The following is an 18294-nucleotide window of genomic DNA, read 5'->3' as shown; positions in this document are numbered from 1 at the left end:
GTTTGTATAGTTTATTTTAAATTGAACTATACAGTGGCTTAAAAAATTAATAATTTGCGAAATAATCCGCCAAAATTACTTCGTTAACACATTATGTTGTGCAAGATCATCAAGTTTCATCTGTAATGCAGGGCTTGCTTGCTCTGATGCATCAATAGCAGCTTGATAAGCATTTCTTGCTAAATCAACTTTGTCTTGTTTTAAATAAGCGTCACCTTTGATCTCTTCAACACTTGCCTTAAAAGAGGCGGGTAATGGAGTCGCTAAGGAACTTAACGCATTGTCATATTGCGCTAACTCAATTTGTACTCGCGCTAGACGCGTTGTCGCAATCGCCTTTAGCCCTGGGTTGGTAGCTTTTTCTTGTGCGGTTGCTAAATACTCTGCAGCTTTTGCCCAATCTTTGTGAGAAGCAGCCTCTTTTGCTAACGCAAGTGCTGTCAAGACTGAATAGCTAGAATCGCCATTTTCACTGATAAATTTTTCGCCTTCAGCAAGGTAAGTTTTTTCATCGCCTGATGATAACTCGACAACGTTTTGATACGCTTCTGAAGTATTCACTTCCTGCGCTAATTTATTTTCTTGATAATAGCCATAACCAATAAAACCGGCGAAACCTAATACTAAACCGGCAATAATCGCATTGCCATTTTCGCTCCAAAACGCTTTAATTGCTTCTACTTGTTGTTCTTCTGTTTGATGATCAGACACTATTAACCCTTAATTATATTTGATAATAAACTCGGCACTTCTGCAAACGCCATGCTTTGTTGTTCATGTTGTCCGCGCAGATACTTGATCGTCACCGCTTGGTTAGCTATTTCATCTTCTCCGATTATAATAGCTATTTGCGCACCCGACTTATCTGCACGTTTCATTTGTTTTTTCATATTGCCACCACCACAGTGACATTGAATTCTTATTTCATTGACTTCATCACGCCATTGTTCCGCTAACGCATTAGCTTTTGTGTCAGCGCCCTCTCCTAACATAATGATATATGCATCAACTTGTGGGCGTATATTTTGCACTTTCTCTAAACTCGTTAGCATCAGTACAAGACGTTCTATCCCAATAGCAAAACCAACTCCAGGCGTTGCTTTTCCGCCTAATTGCTCAACTAATCCGTCATAACGGCCACCAGCACATACTGTGCCTTGTGAGCCTAAACTATCCGTAACCCATTCAAAAACAGTGCGATTATAATAATCTAAACCACGCACTAATTTATCATTGATCACATATTCAATGCCGGCATCGTCTAAGCGTTGACAAACACCTTCAAAATGCTCAAGTGAGTCTTGACCGAAATAATCAGCCAGTTTTGGCGCCCCCTCTAAAGCCTTTTGAACTTCAGGGTTTTTGCTATCTAACACTCTTAATGGGTTAGTGTGCATACGTCGCTTTGAATCTTCATCAAGTAAGTCTTGCTTTGCTGTTAGAAATTCAACTAACGCATCGCGATAATTTACTCGCTCTTCATTTGAACCTAATGAATTTAGCTCTAGTGTGACAAACTCATTGAGACCAAGTTCCCGCCAAAGTCGAGAAGTCAGTAAAATAATTTCCGCATCAATGTCTGGCGTTGCAATACCAAAGGCTTCTAGGCCAAATTGATGAAATTGACGATAACGACCTTTTTGTGGCCGTTCATGGCGAAACATTGGTCCCATGTACCATAAACGCTGCTCTTGATTATAGAGCAAACCATGTTGATTTCCGGCTCTAACACAACAAGCGGTACCTTCAGGTCGCAAAGTTAAACTATCACCATTGCGATCATCAAAGGTGTACATTTCTTTTTCAACAATATCAGTAACTTCACCAATAGAGCGCTTGAACAAAGCTGTCGACTCAACAATGGGCATACGAATTTCAGCAAAACCATAATTACTCGCGACACGGCGCAGTACTGACTCAACCATTTGCCAAATATTTGTTTCCGTTGGTAAACAGTCGTTCATCCCTCGAATTGCTTGAATTGTTTTACTCACCTAAGTGGTTCTCTCTGTTTGCTGAAAATTAAAAATAAAGCGCGCATTATAGGCAGTTTACACAGAAACGTAAATAAGCGACTGCTAAGCTTTGTTGGAATTAATCTATTTCTTGGATCTCAATTTTATTCGCTTTATCAACCATTTTTGCTTTGGCACGAATACGTTGCTCTAACTCATCAACTAAATTATTGTTATCAAAGCGTTCTTTTTGACGTATACCATCTAAATAATAGCCACTTTTTTTACTGCTACCGGTTAAGCCTAGATCTGAAACAGTCGCTTCCCCTGGACCATTGACGATACAGCCAATAATAGAAACATCCATAGGAGTAAGAATATCTTCAATACGTTCTTCTAATGCGTTCACGGTTGAAATCACATCAAACTCTTGTCTTGAACAACTTGGGCATGCAATTAAGTTAATACCGCGGCTACGTAATTTAAGTGACTTTAATATATCAAAACCGACTTTAATTTCTTCAACAGGGTCGGCGGCTAAAGAAACACGTAAAGTATCACCAATGCCTTCAGATAATAACATACCTAAACCGACAGAGGACTTTACTGAGCCAGAACGTAAACCGCCTGCTTCGGTGATGCCAAGGTGCAAAGGATTATCGATTTGTTTAGCGAGTAAACGATATGCTCCTACCGCTAAAAATACATCCGACGCTTTTACGCTGACTTTAAATTCATGAAAATTTAATCTATCTAGAATATCAACATGACGCATCGCTGATTCGAGCAATGCTTCTGGCGTTGGCTCTGTGTATTTTTCTTGAATATCTTTTTCAAGTGAGCCACCGTTAACACCAATTCGAATAGGGATGTTTTTATCTCGAGCGCATTCAACCACTGAACGAACACGGTCTTCTCGACCGATATTTCCGGGATTAATTCGTAAACAATCAGCTCCGTATTCCGCGACTTTTAGAGCGATTCTATAGTCAAAGTGAATGTCTGTAACTAACGGAACCTTAACCTGTTTTTTAATTTCTCGAAATGCTTCCGCAGCATCCATGGTTGGCACACTCACCCGAACTATATCTGCGCCAACGGCTTCTAAAGATTTTATCTGCGCAACAGTAGCTTCAACATCCGTCGTTGAAGTATTAGTCATGGACTGAACCGTGATTGGCGCATCACCACCAACGGGGACATTTCCCACCATGATTTGACGGGATTTTCGGCGAATAATTGGAGATTCTTTAAACATGTTTACTCAATACAAAATAGTTATCGGTTAAAAAGCTAATTTTATTCTAAGGGAAGATTAAATTTTGCAATATTGCCACGACTAAATTGCGACATATCTACATCTTCATTTTCAAACGTTATCGTCACTAACTCAGGCTTACCTAAGGTGATTTCAAATGGAGCTTGTCCGGTAATTTCCATTTTATAACCAGATTTTTTAATTCCCCATGCGATACGCTCGCCTGTAGCATCATATATGTTGACCCAACAATCACCGGAAAATGTAAAAATAGCCACTTCAGCTGGACCAAAATCCTTGGTTTCTGAGGGAGTTGTCACAGGGTTAATCGCAGGCGATATTTCTTGCTCGGTAGTAGCTGAATCAATGTCGATATTCGCTTCACTGACGTTAACGGTATTATTACCCTGTTCGTTGGGCAAAAGATTAGTGGGTGCTGATTTTAAAGTTTCAGATAACGTTGTAATTTCTGTATTTTGCGTAAGATCATTTTGCACCTTTGGCGTTTGTTTATCATGATTTACCGCAGCTGTTTTCGAGATACTTTCATTCACCTCAGTGGATGTTGGTGCTGTCTGGCTAACAAGATTATTTCCGTCATTGGATTTTTTTGCATCTTGTAACCACCACAGAATAGTAGAGCCAATTAACAGAGCTAAAATTAAATAACTAATCCACATCACCATATTATTTTCAGCTTGTTTTTTAGTTTCTTTAGAAAAGCTTTGCATCTCGGCGCCTTGCTTCTTTGCAACATTCAGCATTTCATAACCGGCAAGAACTTCATCAGCAGACACTTCCACTAATTTGGCATAATTTTTCAAATATCCACGATTAAAAGTTGCCGGTAGCGAATGATCAAATTGATCCTTTTCAATATCTTTAACTAAAGTAGTCCTAAAATTTAGTTTCTCGGCAACTTGCTGTTGGGTTAACCCCATAGCTTCTCTTGCTTCAGACAGTATTTGTCCTGGACCTATTACTTCGATATCTTCGCAAAGTTCTTCTATGTTATTCTCAGTGGTCATTTAGCTATTGCTCTTCAGGTTTTGCTATTTTTTTCGGATTCGCTAAATAAATAACATCTCCAATTTTCAAAATACTGTTGTGCTTAAGTTTATTCCAACGCATTATCGCTTTCATATGAATATTATATTTTTTTGAAATAGAATATAAACTATCGCCTTTAACGACAAGGTGAATAGGTAAACTCACCATCTGTTGTGCCGTAGAACCTGCGTTAATTGAAGTTTTAGACGCTAACGTTTTTGTGTTGGCTTGTGGTATTTTGGGTGTATTTTTTACTGTCGAATCAGTCGTTTTTATTACTTTTTCTTTAACAAGACTCGCTGATGTTTTTTTCGCAGTTTTGTGTTTATTTACAACGTTCTCTGTCACAGTCGTATTTGACGTTTTAGGTGATAACACTACAACCCGTTTTTTAGGTTGCTGCTGCCCTCGCAAACTTTCTTGATATGTTTTCGCCAATTGATCCGCTTCAATCTCGCTTAAGCCAGTTAACAAATATTGTTTCGTCTCATAAGAGTTTGGAAACATTTTAACTAACATAGTGGCGTAGTTTTTCGCCGTTTTAGGGTCACGTTGTTTTTCAAAAATTTTATAAGCAAGCGCCAAAGCATTAGCTGAAAAACGACGTGTCGCTTTTTCATAGCGTTTTAAAAAAACCAACGCTTTTTTATACTCTGCTTTCGCATATTGTAATCGTACCATATGCAATAATGCTGAAGCACTGCTAGGGCTATGGAGTATCGCTTTATCAAAATACAATTCAGCTTTATCAAAAGCTTGTGCCTTTAATTGGCATAAAGCTAAATTTTCATAACTTTGTGAAACCAAAATATAACTTGGCTGGGCAATGGCTTTTAGAATCTGTTTTTCAGCGTCTTGATAACGCTGTTGTTTACACAAAAACACACCGTAATTATTTAAAGTATCGGCATCTTCGGGTTTGATCGATAAGGCTGTTTCATATGAGGCTATTGCTTGTTCTGGCTCGCCAACACTATCAAAATAATGGGCAAACGCGGTGTGAACTTGTACTAATTTGGGCGCAAAACGTTTCGCTTTTTCTAAATTTAACTTTGCTTGTGTGGTATTCCCCATTTTCAAATACCCCAGACCAAGCGAAATACGCGTCATCGCAATCTCGTTATTGGTCGATTCATTCTCAATAACAGGGGTACTTTTATCATTCTCGTAGTTTTGTGTGACGCAACCGGTAAGTACAATCACGACCGGTAGGCTGACAAGAAACTTTAAATATTTATCCATAAAATACTGACGTCACTATTAATTTATTGGCAATCAGACTATTTTTACTGATATTTCATCAGCTTTCACCTGTTTTTTTTCATCACGCTCTTTTGTGCGCTTGGTACGGTCTAAAACATCGCCGGCTAACTGACCACATGCAGCATCAATATCATCGCCACGAGTACGTCTTGTAATAACCGTAAGTCCATAACTTTGAAGAACTTTATCAAATCTGTCGATACGAGAATTACTGGACCTTTTATAAGGAGAACCCGGGTATGGATTAAAAGGAATTAAATTAATTTTACTCGGTAAATCTTTTAATGCGATCGCTAATTCGTGAGCTTGCTCGGTACTATCATTAACATGATCAAGCATGACATATTCAATTGTCGCCTGTTTATTGGCTTTTGAACCGTCAATGTATCGACCCGCGGCAGTTAAAAACTCTTCTAACGGATATTTTTTATTAATCGGCACTAATTCATCACGTAACGCATTGTTTGGCGCATGAACTGAAATTGCTAACGCACAATCAATTTTTTCTTTTAACATATCTAACGCCGGCACAACCCCTGAAGTACTTACCGTTACTCGGCGTTTAGATAAACCGTAGCCTAAATCATTCAACATGGTATCAAGCGCGGGAATTAGGTTTTTCATATTTAATAACGGTTCCCCCATGCCCATCATAACAATATTTGTGATTGGGCGTTTTCCTGCAATGCGCGTCGCGCCAATATCATTCGCGACACGCCAAACTTGACCAATAATTTCACTCATCGAAAGATTACGGTTAAAGCCTTGTTGGGCCGTAGCGCAAAAAGTACATTCCAAAGCACAACCCACTTGAGAAGAAACACATAACGTGGCTCGATCGTTTTCAGGTATCCAAACCGTTTCAACTTCTTGTCCGCCTTCAAGCTTTAATGCGTACTTAATAGTGCCATCTGATGACACTTGCTTCTCAGAAATTTCAGGTGCTTTAATTTCAGTATTACGTTGTAACTTTTCGCGTAACTTTTTATTTAAGTTTGTCATTAACTCAAAGTCTGAGTATCCGAAATGATAAATCCATTTCATGATTTGATCAGCACGAAATGGCTTTTCACCAATAGAATGAAAATATTCACGCATTGATTGATGATCCAAATTTAATAAATTAATTTTAGATTTACTCGGGCTAACAAACTCAGTGACTTCACTCATGTAAAAATTCTCGATACAGCAAAATTTCAGGGACAAATTGTACACTTTTCAACCAAAGCAAACAATTTTAATCAAAGGATAAAACAAATATAAATATTTTAATCATTTAGGCTATTTAGAACTTAGATAACCTTTAAAGTGCTTATATTTATTATATCGCTAAACAAACAAAAGGATTTTACTGAAAATTCAGTAAAACCCTTTGAGCGTTAATTTTTTTAAACGGTGTTAAAAGCAAGAATTCAAGTAGCAAACGCAGAGCTTACGTTAGTAAGTGAGCACTTTCGCTACTGACACCTCGTTATTAACGACGTTTAAAGAAAATTATCTAGTGCGTGGACAAATTTCATCATCAGAGAAGAAATAAGCAATTTCACGTGCAGCAGATTCTAAAGCATCAGAACCGTGAGCAGCATTTTCATCAATACTGTCAGCAAGGTCAGCACGAATAGTACCAGCAAGTGCTTCAGCTGGGTTAGTTGCGCCCATGATTTCACGGTTTTTAAGAACAGCATTTTCGCCTTCTAAAACTTGAACCATTACCGGACCTGAAGTCATGAATGAAACTAAAGCGCCAAAGAATGGACGTTCACTGTGTTCTGCGTAAAAACCTTCTGCTTTTTCTTTGCTTAAATGAACCATTTTAGAAGCAACAATTTTTAAACCTGCTGTTTCAAAACGATTGTAGATTTGACCAATTAAGTTTTTAGCAACTGCGTCAGGTTTTACGATTGAAAAAGTACGTTCGATAGCCATGATAAGCCCTCTTATAAATTTTAATAAATTAGGTGGTATAAATTTTGGCGCGATTATAGACGAATTAAAAGCATTAACCAAGTGCTAAAATTTAGCCCTAACCTTTATTGTTACTGACTTTGTAAATTTTCTATAACAGTTGGTGAAGTTGTGAAAACTTAACTGCTTAAAATTCATGCAATTACAAGTTTTCTGTAGTCGAAAAAAAACCGCAATCAATGCGGTTTTTCTGTTTAATTTTCTTATGCTGCTAAGTGTCTGAACGCTTCTGCAACTCTTGGGTTATGTAGCTTTTCCGCGTAAGTAGCTAGGTACGCTTGAGTAGGATCCAACCCGCTAATTGCTATCATTTTTTCTAGCATTTCATCTGATGGGGTTTTATGACCATTTCTATATTTACTAAACATCGTCCTGCTAATGCCTAGTTTTTTAGAAGTCATGTTGTCTGAGTCACCGTTCGCAACGGCATTTAATACGTCTTGAAAGTTCATGTTTTCTGCCATTTTTTTGTAATCCGCATTTGAAGTTTAGTTTTGTGTAAACCAAAAAGCAACATGTGAACACTTGGTTCACACGTTGAATCAATTGGTTTACATTACTCTTGCTTTAGTGGCTTGCCGTTTTCTGAGTAGTCCGCAAACTTTCAGCGAGTCAGTTATTGCCACTTGAGCACTTTTAAACTTGTTCCCCAGCTGGGGGCGTTGGCCGACAAACCCAGCAATCTTTTATCGGGGAATCATAACGGGGCAAGATGAATGACAACTGAACATGTAAAAATTATTGATAACCGCAAGGCATACAGAAAACGCCTTGCTTTAAGGCTTCATACAAGCCCGATAAGCGTCGATTTAATCAGACGTAACATACACGCTAGATTATTCCCTATTAGCCAGTAAAACAAAGCCCATGCTTTTTAGCGTGGGCTTTCTTTTGCTCGTTAAAAAGGTTTTTAGCTGTTCGGGTTTGTTATTGGGTTGAAGAGATTGGTAACAAGTCACGTTAAAAGCTGGGGTTTGAGTAACCCAGCCAACTATCAAGGATCTATTGTCGACAGTTGGCGCAGTGTAACGCGATGAATGCGCAGGGTTCGCAACCTGCTAAATGAAAAGTGCAACGGGTAAACCAACGGCAGCACGTAAAACTAGCGCGGTAGTCATTTAATGCATTTGTGTGGTGGGGCTGTAGACAAAAGGGCGCATTTAACTGAAAGCGTAGCATATCCCACTATTTTCAACGGTTGTTAGCCCGTTGGAACGTCTGAAACGAACAAAGCGTGTTTCAGATGCAACATTGCCAGTAGTGATTTAAGTATTAAAAGTCGCAGTTAGCGACAATTTTTTTACTGATTCTCTAGGGGCTTGCTGCATCTGAAACGCAGTGGAAGTGCAGCAATTAGGGTTAAGAATGCTAGCGCAGCCAGCCTTTATTTTCGGGGTTGTGAGTTGGAGCGCTAGCGACCACATTAACCCCGTTTTTTAAAATGCCGATCTCGAATGGGTATTTTAAAAAAGGAAAAAAAATAATTTATAAAAGTGTGCGTCAACGTGCGTAAACTCGAAGAGTTTTCCACTTGTCCACACGCTTATTTGAGTTGAGTCTGTGTGTTAACTCGAAGAGTTATCCACAGTAACGAAATTTTCGAAAAATTTCGCAAAAATTGGAGTGCAAATGGACGAACATAGAATTACTGAATTACAAACTTTACTAGGTAAATTTGAACAAGCAAGAATGCCAACCACTAAAGGCACAATTGCTGAAATGATGATGAAAATTGTTGTTCCTGTTCTTGTTGAACAAGATGCTGAAATTCGTTTGTTGAGGTCGGAGTTGAAACAATGTCGAAAGTAAACGCTGATATTGGCGAGATAACATGCGCATGGTGTAGTTCCGTTGTGCCAGTGCGTAAAAATCGAAATTCTAAATTATACGTGGCTTGCTCCAATTGCGGCCAACAACCCTTAAACGCTCAAGGCGGCCAAGATATTATCTTAGAACGGGCTACAATTTACGGTGCTGCACCAAAAGCGGCTCCCGTAGAGCCAGCGAAAAACCCCGAGCCAATAGAAAAACCAATTGAAACACCGCCCGAAAAGCCCCGAAAAAGTTCGGGCTTTTCGTTTTTAGATATGTAACGGAGAATTAATCAATGCCCCCACGTAAAAAAGCCGATGAACAAGTGTCCGAAGTTGGAGAAATTCCAGCCGAACCAGTGATTGAAATAGGCGAACCTGAGTTGCCAGAAATAACGATTACTGATGCGGATAAAACTAGCGTTGAAACAAGTGATCATAATGACAACCCTGTCACGAAAACAAAGCATACCCCAAAAAGTGCAGCTAATGCCTTTGTTCAAGTGTTAAATCTTGGCAGTATGCAAGCGAGTAATGCTACTGGTTTAGATATGAACATGAGTGAGGACGAAGCGGGTGAGATGGGCGAGGCAACTCAAGCATTTTTAGAGTCAATTGGTGGCGTTAATTTGCCACCTTGGGCGACTTTTCTCATGGCTACGGGGACTTTTGTTGGTGGTCGTGTTGCCATGTATTACATGGCAAAAGAAAAAGACGTTATAGAGGGGCAAACTAATGGCTAAAGCCTCAAGAATTGATGAAAGTTTACCAATTCTTCATCATGCAATTATCGGCTCAACAGGTAGCGGGAAAACCACTTTTATTAAGCGTCACCCGTATTTTAGACAAGCAAGGCGTTTAATAATTTGGGATCCCGAGGGTAGTTTTACAGGTGTTAGAAGATACACCACTAAAAGTGGCTTTTTAAGAGCATGTAAAGCGGCTGGTTTTGGAGATATTCGCATTAGATTAGAGCTTGATCCAACGCCAGAAAATTACGAATGGTTTTGCTCTATTGTCTGGCCGATGCTACATGCAGCCGCACCAATGACAATGGTCGGTGAGGAATTAGCCGATGTTACGGGCGTTGGTAAAGCATCGAAATATTGGGGCTTTTTATCCCGTAAAGGTCGTAAATATGGGCTTACTATTCTTGGTGCTAGTCAACGGCCACAGGAAATGGATAAAACGTTTTTGTCTCAGGCTCGTTTTAGGTGGTGCGGTATTTTAAACACTGACACTGACCAGAAGTACATGGCTAATATTATGCAATTGTCACTAGCTGAAATAGCCGCTTTAGATGAAGAAAAATGCGAATTTTATTTGAGGCAAGGCAGCAAGCCGAGTCAAAAAGGTAGATTAACTTTTAAAACTAAAAAGGGTAAATAATGCAAGCAAGATTTAATGAAATAACTTATCAACTGATTTGTAAATATCCGCATTTAGTTAATGTTTATGAATCAATGGTTCCACATGCAAATTATTTAAAAGGTAAAAAATGAAAACATTTTTAAAAATATCAATGGGTGTTACAAGTGGTTCTTTTGCTGGTCGTGATGATGGACACCCAAAACCAGTATTTGAATTAATAGATAATTATGAAGAATTGTTTGAAACATACGAAAGAGATGCGGCTTATTATGAAGTGAAAGAAATTCACTTATCTAAAGTTGTAGAAGCATTCAAAGGATTATCTGGCTAATTTTGGTGTTTTTTTATTGGCGCTCCGTTACGTTACGGAGCGCCTTTTTTTTGTCCTAAATTCCTTGTAAATATAAAAACCAGTTAGTGCAACGCTGTGATAGCAGGGCACATTTTTTAAACATTTAAGTCGGGAGACTAGAAAATGACAAAAGCAAAAGCAGTTAATTTTTTCGTGGTTGTGGGTGCTGTTCTTACTGCTCACTTAATTCGAAACAAAGTAGCGGCAGTTCGTCGCATCACTGGTTAATTGGGGGATAAAATATGTCTCGCAATTTTCGACAATTACCAAGTATTTCAAATGTTGTAGCTGGCTCTAAGGCTTCTTTATTGGTGCCTTTAGGTTTTACTTACGACATTATAAAACTGAAATACTCAGGTGTAACACTTGCACAGATTGAAGATATTGAAGTTCGTATTGGCTCTAAGCCTATTCAGCGTTATAAAGATGGTGAGCGATTAAACGATATCAATAAATATTACGGTCGTAATGTTGAAGCTGGTGTGTTGACGCTTTGGTTTATTCGCCCTGAATGGGATAATAAAGACGAACGTCGAATGACGGCTATCGGCACCGCTGATATTTCAAGTTTTGATATTCAATTTAAAATCAATGCTGCTGCTGTGGCTCCTGTTGTTACAGCTTATGCTGTGCGTTCACTCAATACACCACTTGGTTTAATTACTAAAGTTAAAGATTTTCCAATGAGTTCTGCAACGTCAGGTATTCAAGAGATCGATAACATACCAAAACAAGGCCGCATTGCTGCTATTCACTCGTTTAAATCTGATGTTTCTAAATCAGAAGTTACTGTTAACAGTGCTATTTTTAACGAGTTTGAAAAAGGTATTTCAAGCGGCTTGCAAACCGATCACAAGCGAGTACCTAACGATGCTAAACACACCACAGTAGATTTTTTACTTGAAGGTGATTGGAGTCAATCGTTAATTGTGGAAGGTGTTAATGATTTTCGTATCAGAAACACGCTTGATACTTCGGGTGCAACTGATGTTGTTATTGAATACCTTGCAGGAATTCAAGGCATCTAAGGGGGCTTAAATGGACGATTTTAGCTTTAATGGGATGTTTGATAGCGTCAGTCAATTAGCTCAGGGTTACTTCGGTATGCGTACCGCTGAAGCCCAAGCCGATGCTAACGGGCAATCACAAGCAAGTTTAGCGAATCAAACCGATTCAAATACAACTTCAGTCAATAAAGTTCCTTTATCGGCTAGCCAATATCAACAAGTTGGCGTTGCAGCTGGTACAAGTTCACCTGCTGGTGGTTTGCCTTTTGGTTTAACTAAAAATCAATTGATGATCGGTGCTGCATTGTTGGCCGCAGTATTAATCATGAAAAAGTAAATAAGGGGCTTTCATGAATACAAAAGCCTTTCTATTCACAGTCGCGGCATCTGTCGCGGCTGGTTTATTACTCGATTACCTAAGAAACAAAAAGGTTTAAATTATGTTAGCTGGGTTAACAAGTTTAACGAATGGCGGTGGTATGTCGGCCAGTTCATCGGCAACGGCCACTAATGGCGATTTTGGTAGTGACTCAAGTTATAACGTTGGAAATATGACGTTTGGCGCTAAATCTGGTGACAATAATCAAATGATTATGATTGCTGGTTTTGCTGTTGTGGCTCTTTTGCTTTGGAAAAAGTAACACCTGTCTCAACTGAACAAGCGCTAAAGCTATGCGCTAAATCTGTTCGATATGATGCTGTAGCAATTCGCCAATTATTAGAAGCTAAACAAGCAGAAGCTTTTTTAATTGGTGATTGTTGTTTCATTACTCGCTTTGAACACTACGAAAACGAAAAAGAATTAATTGTAATGTGTGCCGAGGGTCAAGGACTTTTGCAGGCTGGCAGAACATTAAAAATATTAGCAAAACAACATAATTGTACAAGTGCAAGAATGCACACACACCGAAAAGGAATGCAGCGTTTAGCTGCTGAATTTGGCTGGAAGCAATTAGAAGTTGTTTACACAATGAGTCTTTAAATTATGGGTGGATCTAAATCTCGTTCAAGCCAAACAAGCAGAAGTGATAACACTTCCGTTTCAATTGGTGTAGGTGGAGACAATAACGGCTTTTTGGTGAACGGTAGCGGTAATACATTTAACGCTGTTGATCATGGTGCTGTTGATGCTTCCTTTGGTCTAGTAAGGGACGCTATGACAGGTCAAACACATATGTTTGAATCTGCTTTAGCTGGCAACGAAAGCGTTTCACTTGCCGCAATGGATAATGTTTTATTGGCGAATGATGAAGCTAACTATTTATCAGGTTTAGCCATTGAAAGTAATGCTGGAATTGTTGACCAAGTGTTACTTGGTAATACCGATACTCAACTGGCTGTCGCTGGTTTAGCGTCAGAATTCGGTGACGATTTAACGTATCTTGCTGATGGTTCTATTCAAGGCAATCAAGCGTTAACTGAATTATCTATCAATAACAATGCGCTTTTAACGTCCGACTTTGGCGATAAAATGCTAGCTATGTCTGATTCTAATCAGCAACTTGCATTAGCTTCAATGGATAATAGCGCGGCTTTATCGTCTCAATTTGGTGCTGATATGTCAGCGGCTTATTCTGGTTACAGCAATAATTTAGCAGATATAACCACCACTTCAATCAATCGAAATGCTGAACTTTCAAATGAGTTTGGAAACAAGATGGTTGACGTTGTGAGTGATTCTCAAATGGCATTGACAGAAATGGCCGTATTGCAAGAACGTGGCCTTGAAAATGCGCTTGAAGTCGCTGGTAACATGTCGATGGACGATAGCGCAGAATCAAGCGCTGAAATGATTAAGTATATCTCAATAGGGCTGGCCGTTGTTGGCGCGGCTATGGTGTTTAAAAATGGATAAATATATTTTAAAAGCTGGTGTGCCTACTCAACATACTGATGCAGGATCATTTTTTAGAATTCTTTCATCTGATGCAGAAGTTCAAATTCGTTTTATTGGTGATGGTTGGGATCTCGATACACCATTAAAAGCTGGAATAGGTTTGGACTTTGCAAGGCGTTCAAGCCCTTACCGTAAAATATTAATTACAAGTGATGTTGATCAAACCATTGAATATTTTGCTGGCTGGGACGTTGTAGACGATGACAGGTTGGCGGCTAGCGCTACGGTTATAGTCTCGACAGCTGGCAAAACGGCCAACGTTCCTCTAATGAAAACGTTAAACGATACAGTTAACGGAGTTGAGGTTTTACCCGCATTAGCGACAAGACGATCGGCTACTTATTCAATAACGGGTAATTGCTTTGTGCTTGATAAAGATAACGGTATTAAATTAAAGGCTGGTTTGTATTCTTGGGATAATCAATCGCCTTTAACACTTTTTCCAGAAGTGGCAGGTGTTGAATTTCGTGTATTGGAAGAGGGCGAATAAATGAGAGTTATCGGTTCACTACCGTCTTCTTCGGGAGATATGCAAAAAGTATCTGTGATTAGTAATTATGCTCAATTTATGCAGAATTCTTTAACACCTGATGACACGCAATGGTGGGATTATTACCAGCACGGCAAAACTTACACGAACGCAATTAATACTTTGTACACGTTGGTTAATGTCTCAGGTAAAGGCGGCTTTGTTGGTTTTTTATCAATGGAATGTGCAGCGGACAGAATCGAGGGTGATTTAATTATTACTTTAGATGGTGTTGAAGAAACAATTGAATTGTATGGCGAAAGTACAAACGAAAATACAAAACGCTTTTATTACGGCTATTTGTCTTTAAATGCCGCCAATATTCGCAGTATACCATGCACTAGGGCGGCATTTTCTAACGGCTTGTGTGATAAGTTCGAATCCTCTTTATTAGTTCAATTTAGGCCGAGATTCAACACGACGATAAACGTTCAAAAATTTGCCAGCGGTGCATTTTATCACTTAGAAAATGAAGGAATTCAATCATGATAGAAGTTTCAATTGATGATTTTAAGGCAGGTAAAAACCTCAAAGACGGTGATTTTGTGCGCGTTGTTCACAAGCGAGATAAAGACAACAAGGCTGCTGTTTTTGAAGAAAAACATTTTCACGTTTTAAATGTTGCTATCCGAAAAATTACTATTGGCTCTTTTCGTAGACGTTTAACGTTAAACGAAAAAGTAGCAATCAAACAAAGTGCTGATCCAGTTGTTCAAGTGTTAAATGAAGATTTACTTGCAAGCTCTTATGTTGATTTAGATTTTCAACCGTTTATTGATGGCCTTAGCTATTTGACTGCTCAAGGATTGTTAACCGCTGAACGTGTTGTTGAATTACTTGCTGATGGTTCGCCAGATGAACAAGTTTAATCTTGCATTAATTGGTTTAGGGGCTTTTCTATTTATGACTAATAAGCAATTACCTTTAGGTATTCGAAATAATAACGCTGGAAATTTGCGAGCGTATAACGGCTGGCAAGAATGGCAAGGCGCTATTGGTACGAACAACGGCTTTATTGTGTTTGATACGCCTGAGAACGGATTAAGGGCAATGGCTAGAACGTTGAGAACGTACCGCAATATTTATAATTTAAGTACAGTTCAAGAAATAATTTCAAGGTGGGCACCAACTAATGAGAACGACACTCAAGCATATATACAAAGCGTATCGTCTCGCACAGGTTTTGAACCGTGGGAACCGTTACGAATGGACGATTACCCGTTGTTAATGGCTGCAATAACGCGCCATGAAAACGGCCAACAGCCATATACTAACGAGCAAATACAAACAGGTTACGAGCGAGGTTTTGCCTAATGAGCATCAATCAATTATTAAATACAAAATCTGGCATGATCATCACTGCTGCAGGAGTTGGCGCAATTGTTTTATATTTTGCAGAAAAGAAGCTTCGCGCGGCAGCTGGTGAAGTTGGCCAAGCAGTTAACCCACTTAACAATGATAATATTTTTGCTAGTGGTGTTAATTCGGTTGGTGCATCAATCACAGGTAATCAAAACTGGTCTTTAGGTGGTTCAATCTATGAATTATTTAATGGCACTAGTGAAGAATTACTTAACCAAAAGCAAACCGAGCTAACAAATGTTGCTATCAATACAGGTACGGGAATCAATCCCAATGCTGATAAATTGGTGATGTAATGGCTAGTTTTTCGGGTGAAGTGTTAGCGCGTTGGCTTGAAAAAAGAGAAATGGAATTACTGCAACAAACATCTTTCACTGATGATAACGGCCATGAATGGATAGCTCCTAAAGGGGCTATTGTAGATGGGGCATCAATCCCCCGTTTATTTTGGTTTTTGGTCGGTTCTCCTTTTGTCGGTAAGTATCGACGCGCAAGCGTAATACATGACGTATATTGCAAAACAAAATCAATAGCACACAAGCAAGTACATAAAATGTTTTATAACGCTATGCGTTGTGATGGTGTAGGAAGAATAAAGGCTAAAACAATGTATTTAGCCGTTAAATTAGGTGGTCCTAAATGGTAAGAATAAATTTTATTGAAAAAATGCTGCTTTTTATGGGGGTGATCATCACTCTATTATTACAAAGTTGTACTGCAACTAATTATCAATTTGGCGATATTACAAAGCGCATTGATAATTTATCAATGAATTACTGCACAGCTACCAACCCAGAAACGAGGGCAATGTTAAAATTTACCTTGAATAGTTTGGGAGTGAATATTGGAATTGACTATTGCACCGCATACGGTCTTAAAACAATTGTTGTAGGTGGTGACAATGGATAAATCTTTATTGATTATGTTATTTACTCAACTAGTCAGCGCTGTAGCTGTTATCTATTCCAATCGAACGGAAATAAGCTGGATCAAACAAATACAGCAACAACAGCATGAAAGAATAACTACATTAGAAAATAATAAGTAATTTAACCAGGATAAAACTAGAATTTTTTATCCTGGTTAAATACGTAAAAAATTACGGTACCAGTACGTAATAAATTACGTAATTAACGTAATAATTTAACAAACAAGAATCACGTTCGTAGCGCTCAAGTTTAAAAAGGCAAACATTCAACCGCTTTTGCTTTGGCCTTTTCTCCCCGTTTATCATAAATCATTGTTGTATTAATATTTGAATGCCCCATAAGCCGACTAACTAATATTACATCAACGTTAGAATCAAGTAAGTTAGTTGCTAAACTGCTGCGTAAATCGTGCGGCCTAAAGTTTTGATGATCTATGCGTTTAAAAATTTTGCCAATGCTACCAAAATGTAAAGCGTTTTTTGATAACCGGTTCCCTTTATAAACTCTTAAAAAAATACTCTCGCTTTCAATGTCCTTTGATAAATCTAACCATTTATTCAATATACTGATGACAAAATACGGTAAAGGCTGAGTGCGTTGTTTTCTCCCCTTACCGGTAAACTGGATAGATTTACCGTTATATTCTTCCCGTTTTAGTTTGGCTAACTCATGCACACGTAAACCAGCACCATACGCCAACGCGATCATTGCTGCATTCCTTACACCAACAAACGTTTTTAACTTCTCACAATGTCTCACAAGCCGTTTTAACTCTTTACCTGTTAGGGCTTTTCCGCATGGCTCTTGATGGTATCTAATGCGCTTCTCTTCTTTAATATGTAAATAATCATCGGTTTTAATAACTTTAAGCTTCCAAGCTTCCCTTGCTACCCCTTTTAAATTAGCTAAATAAGTGTTTATCGTGCCTGAGTTTAACCCCTGTTCAATGAAGTGTGTTTTTAAGTCTAATAACAACGTGTAATTTAATTTTGACCAATCAAACGAGTGTAAATCGTCTTTATCAGTCAAAATAAAACACATTCTGTTTAATAACCTGCGCGAATTTTGAGCGCCAATGCTTGAATTAAGCGATAAAAGATAAGTTTCCGCTGGATTTTTATAGATTTTTTTATTCATGTAATCCCTTATTTTTATAACGTCAGGTTATAAAAAACAACTAAGTGAGCCTTGAAGCGAGGGAGTATAAAAGCGTTGTTTTTGCACGTATGTAAGATATATCTGCAATTAACGCCTATTAATCAAAGTTTAACAGCCTGTTAACACGATTTAAGTCGCGAATATAGACGAAATATAATCAAATGACTAATGTTATATCTATTGTTGCTCATAGCGTAAAAGACGAGGTGTTTATCTCTGTTTACAGTCTTTCGTTGAAAAGCGAATACAGATAACCTTAGAGGAAAAATTTGATTATTTGTCTAGCGAAAGCACAAGATAACTATAAGTAAAATGAAGAGTCAGCCATAAAAAACCCGTTGCACTTGCGATTAACGGGTTTAGTCATAAAATTCTCAATAAAAGAAT

At 38.4% G+C, this 18294-nt stretch carries 27 protein-coding genes; 18 read left to right on the top strand and 9 right to left on the bottom strand.

Annotation, left to right across the window (positions count from 1 at the left end):
- Positions 1 to 75 precede the first annotated feature (75 nt).
- The 8 genes from RM573_RS07835 to RM573_RS07800 all read right to left on the bottom strand — a co-directional run bounded on the left by RM573_RS07835 (position 76) and on the right by RM573_RS07800 (position 7955).
- Positions 76 to 711 carry a YfgM family protein gene (locus tag RM573_RS07835; protein ID WP_311579767.1) on the bottom strand — a complete coding sequence of 212 codons (636 nt, stop codon included), beginning with the start codon at positions 709 to 711 and terminating at the stop codon, positions 76 to 78.
- A gap of 2 nt (positions 712 to 713) precedes the next feature.
- Positions 714 to 1994: a histidine--tRNA ligase gene (gene hisS, locus RM573_RS07830; RefSeq protein ID WP_311579762.1), complete on the bottom strand. Its 1281-nt coding sequence runs from the start codon at positions 1992 to 1994 to the stop codon at positions 714 to 716.
- Positions 1995 to 2094: 100 nt separating this feature from the next.
- Positions 2095 to 3213 (bottom strand): flavodoxin-dependent (E)-4-hydroxy-3-methylbut-2-enyl-diphosphate synthase, encoded by a 1119-nt coding sequence (ispG, locus tag RM573_RS07825; protein ID WP_311579760.1) that lies wholly within the window; start codon positions 3211 to 3213, stop codon positions 2095 to 2097.
- Between the two features lie 41 nt (positions 3214 to 3254).
- Entirely contained in the window at positions 3255 to 4241 is a 987-nt protein-coding gene (locus RM573_RS07820) for a RodZ domain-containing protein (protein ID WP_311579757.1), read from the bottom strand.
- A 4-nt stretch (positions 4242 to 4245) separates the two neighbouring features.
- Positions 4246 to 5505, bottom strand: coding sequence for a type IV pilus biogenesis/stability protein PilW (pilW, locus tag RM573_RS07815; protein WP_311579753.1), 1260 nt, complete (start codon positions 5503 to 5505; stop codon positions 4246 to 4248).
- A 33-nt stretch (positions 5506 to 5538) separates the two neighbouring features.
- A complete protein-coding gene (rlmN, locus tag RM573_RS07810; protein WP_311579751.1) occupies positions 5539 to 6696 on the bottom strand; it encodes a dual-specificity RNA methyltransferase RlmN in 1158 nt (385 codons plus the stop codon).
- A gap of 324 nt (positions 6697 to 7020) precedes the next feature.
- The gene (gene ndk / locus RM573_RS07805) at positions 7021 to 7452 is read right to left on the bottom strand and encodes a nucleoside-diphosphate kinase (RefSeq protein ID WP_311579749.1); all 432 of its coding nucleotides are present in this window, start codon (positions 7450 to 7452) and stop codon (positions 7021 to 7023) included.
- A 242-nt stretch (positions 7453 to 7694) separates the two neighbouring features.
- Positions 7695 to 7955 (bottom strand): helix-turn-helix domain-containing protein, encoded by a 261-nt coding sequence (locus RM573_RS07800; RefSeq protein ID WP_311579746.1) that lies wholly within the window; start codon positions 7953 to 7955, stop codon positions 7695 to 7697.
- Between the two features lie 1165 nt (positions 7956 to 9120).
- On the opposite strand from RM573_RS07800, the gene RM573_RS07795 reads away from it, so the two are divergent.
- The 18 genes from RM573_RS07795 (at position 9121) to RM573_RS07710 (ending at position 16868) form a co-directional block, all read left to right on the top strand.
- Positions 9121 to 9300 carry a hypothetical protein gene (locus RM573_RS07795; RefSeq protein WP_311579743.1) on the top strand — a complete coding sequence of 60 codons (180 nt, stop codon included), beginning with the start codon at positions 9121 to 9123 and terminating at the stop codon, positions 9298 to 9300.
- Positions 9288 to 9584: a hypothetical protein gene (locus tag RM573_RS07790; RefSeq protein ID WP_311579739.1), complete on the top strand. Its 297-nt coding sequence runs from the start codon at positions 9288 to 9290 to the stop codon at positions 9582 to 9584. Before RM573_RS07795 ends, RM573_RS07790 begins: the two co-directional genes overlap by 13 nt.
- Positions 9585 to 9598: 14 nt before the next feature.
- Positions 9599 to 10045 (top strand): hypothetical protein, encoded by a 447-nt coding sequence (locus tag RM573_RS07785; protein ID WP_311579737.1) that lies wholly within the window; start codon positions 9599 to 9601, stop codon positions 10043 to 10045.
- Positions 10038 to 10691 carry a hypothetical protein gene (locus RM573_RS07780; RefSeq protein ID WP_311579734.1) on the top strand — a complete coding sequence of 218 codons (654 nt, stop codon included), beginning with the start codon at positions 10038 to 10040 and terminating at the stop codon, positions 10689 to 10691. Before RM573_RS07785 ends, RM573_RS07780 begins: the two co-directional genes overlap by 8 nt.
- 109 nt (positions 10692 to 10800) lie before the next feature.
- The gene (locus RM573_RS07775) at positions 10801 to 11004 is read left to right on the top strand and encodes a hypothetical protein (protein ID WP_311579733.1); all 204 of its coding nucleotides are present in this window, start codon (positions 10801 to 10803) and stop codon (positions 11002 to 11004) included.
- Positions 11005 to 11267: 263 nt separating this feature from the next.
- Positions 11268 to 12053 (top strand): major capsid protein P2, encoded by a 786-nt coding sequence (locus RM573_RS07770; RefSeq protein ID WP_311579731.1) that lies wholly within the window; start codon positions 11268 to 11270, stop codon positions 12051 to 12053.
- Between the two features lie 10 nt (positions 12054 to 12063).
- On the top strand, positions 12064 to 12369 hold the full coding sequence (locus RM573_RS07765; protein ID WP_311579729.1) for a hypothetical protein: 306 nt from the start codon (positions 12064 to 12066) through the stop codon (positions 12367 to 12369).
- A gap of 103 nt (positions 12370 to 12472) precedes the next feature.
- A complete protein-coding gene (locus RM573_RS07760) occupies positions 12473 to 12673 on the top strand; it encodes a hypothetical protein (protein ID WP_311579727.1) in 201 nt (66 codons plus the stop codon).
- Complete coding sequence (locus tag RM573_RS07755; protein WP_311579725.1) at positions 12661 to 13014, top strand: hypothetical protein; 354 nt, start codon at positions 12661 to 12663, stop codon at positions 13012 to 13014. Before RM573_RS07760 ends, RM573_RS07755 begins: the two co-directional genes overlap by 13 nt.
- Before the next feature lie 3 nt (positions 13015 to 13017).
- Positions 13018 to 13887: a hypothetical protein gene (locus RM573_RS07750; RefSeq protein WP_311579723.1), complete on the top strand. Its 870-nt coding sequence runs from the start codon at positions 13018 to 13020 to the stop codon at positions 13885 to 13887.
- A complete protein-coding gene (locus RM573_RS07745) occupies positions 13880 to 14419 on the top strand; it encodes a hypothetical protein (protein WP_311579720.1) in 540 nt (179 codons plus the stop codon). The genes RM573_RS07750 and RM573_RS07745 overlap by 8 nt, the downstream gene beginning before the upstream one ends.
- Positions 14420 to 14947, top strand: a complete 528-nt coding sequence (locus tag RM573_RS07740; RefSeq protein WP_311579717.1) for a hypothetical protein — start codon at positions 14420 to 14422, stop codon at positions 14945 to 14947. It begins immediately after the preceding gene.
- A complete protein-coding gene (locus RM573_RS07735; protein ID WP_311579715.1) occupies positions 14944 to 15327 on the top strand; it encodes a hypothetical protein in 384 nt (127 codons plus the stop codon). The genes RM573_RS07740 and RM573_RS07735 overlap by 4 nt, the downstream gene beginning before the upstream one ends.
- A complete protein-coding gene (locus RM573_RS07730) occupies positions 15314 to 15772 on the top strand; it encodes a virion protein (RefSeq protein WP_311579713.1) in 459 nt (152 codons plus the stop codon). The genes RM573_RS07735 and RM573_RS07730 overlap by 14 nt, the downstream gene beginning before the upstream one ends.
- Positions 15772 to 16116, top strand: coding sequence for a hypothetical protein (locus RM573_RS07725; protein WP_311579711.1), 345 nt, complete (start codon positions 15772 to 15774; stop codon positions 16114 to 16116). Before RM573_RS07730 ends, RM573_RS07725 begins: the two co-directional genes overlap by 1 nt.
- Positions 16116 to 16466, top strand: a complete 351-nt coding sequence (locus tag RM573_RS07720; protein ID WP_311579709.1) for a DUF1353 domain-containing protein — start codon at positions 16116 to 16118, stop codon at positions 16464 to 16466. The genes RM573_RS07725 and RM573_RS07720 overlap by 1 nt, the downstream gene beginning before the upstream one ends.
- Positions 16460 to 16729 carry a hypothetical protein gene (locus RM573_RS07715; protein ID WP_311579707.1) on the top strand — a complete coding sequence of 90 codons (270 nt, stop codon included), beginning with the start codon at positions 16460 to 16462 and terminating at the stop codon, positions 16727 to 16729. The genes RM573_RS07720 and RM573_RS07715 overlap by 7 nt, the downstream gene beginning before the upstream one ends.
- Positions 16722 to 16868, top strand: coding sequence for a hypothetical protein (locus RM573_RS07710; RefSeq protein ID WP_311579704.1), 147 nt, complete (start codon positions 16722 to 16724; stop codon positions 16866 to 16868). The genes RM573_RS07715 and RM573_RS07710 overlap by 8 nt, the downstream gene beginning before the upstream one ends.
- 130 nt (positions 16869 to 16998) lie before the next feature.
- On the opposite strand, the gene RM573_RS07705 is transcribed toward RM573_RS07710, so the two are convergent.
- A complete protein-coding gene (locus tag RM573_RS07705) occupies positions 16999 to 17886 on the bottom strand; it encodes a tyrosine-type recombinase/integrase (RefSeq protein ID WP_311579702.1) in 888 nt (295 codons plus the stop codon).
- Positions 17887 to 18294 lie beyond the last annotated feature (408 nt).

Source organism: Thalassotalea castellviae (genome assembly GCF_031846185.1).
Taxonomy (GTDB): domain Bacteria; phylum Pseudomonadota; class Gammaproteobacteria; order Enterobacterales; family Alteromonadaceae; genus Thalassotalea_H; species Thalassotalea_H castellviae.
Note: the sequence above shows the minus strand (reverse complement) of the source record. Positions and strands in the feature narration are given on the sequence as shown.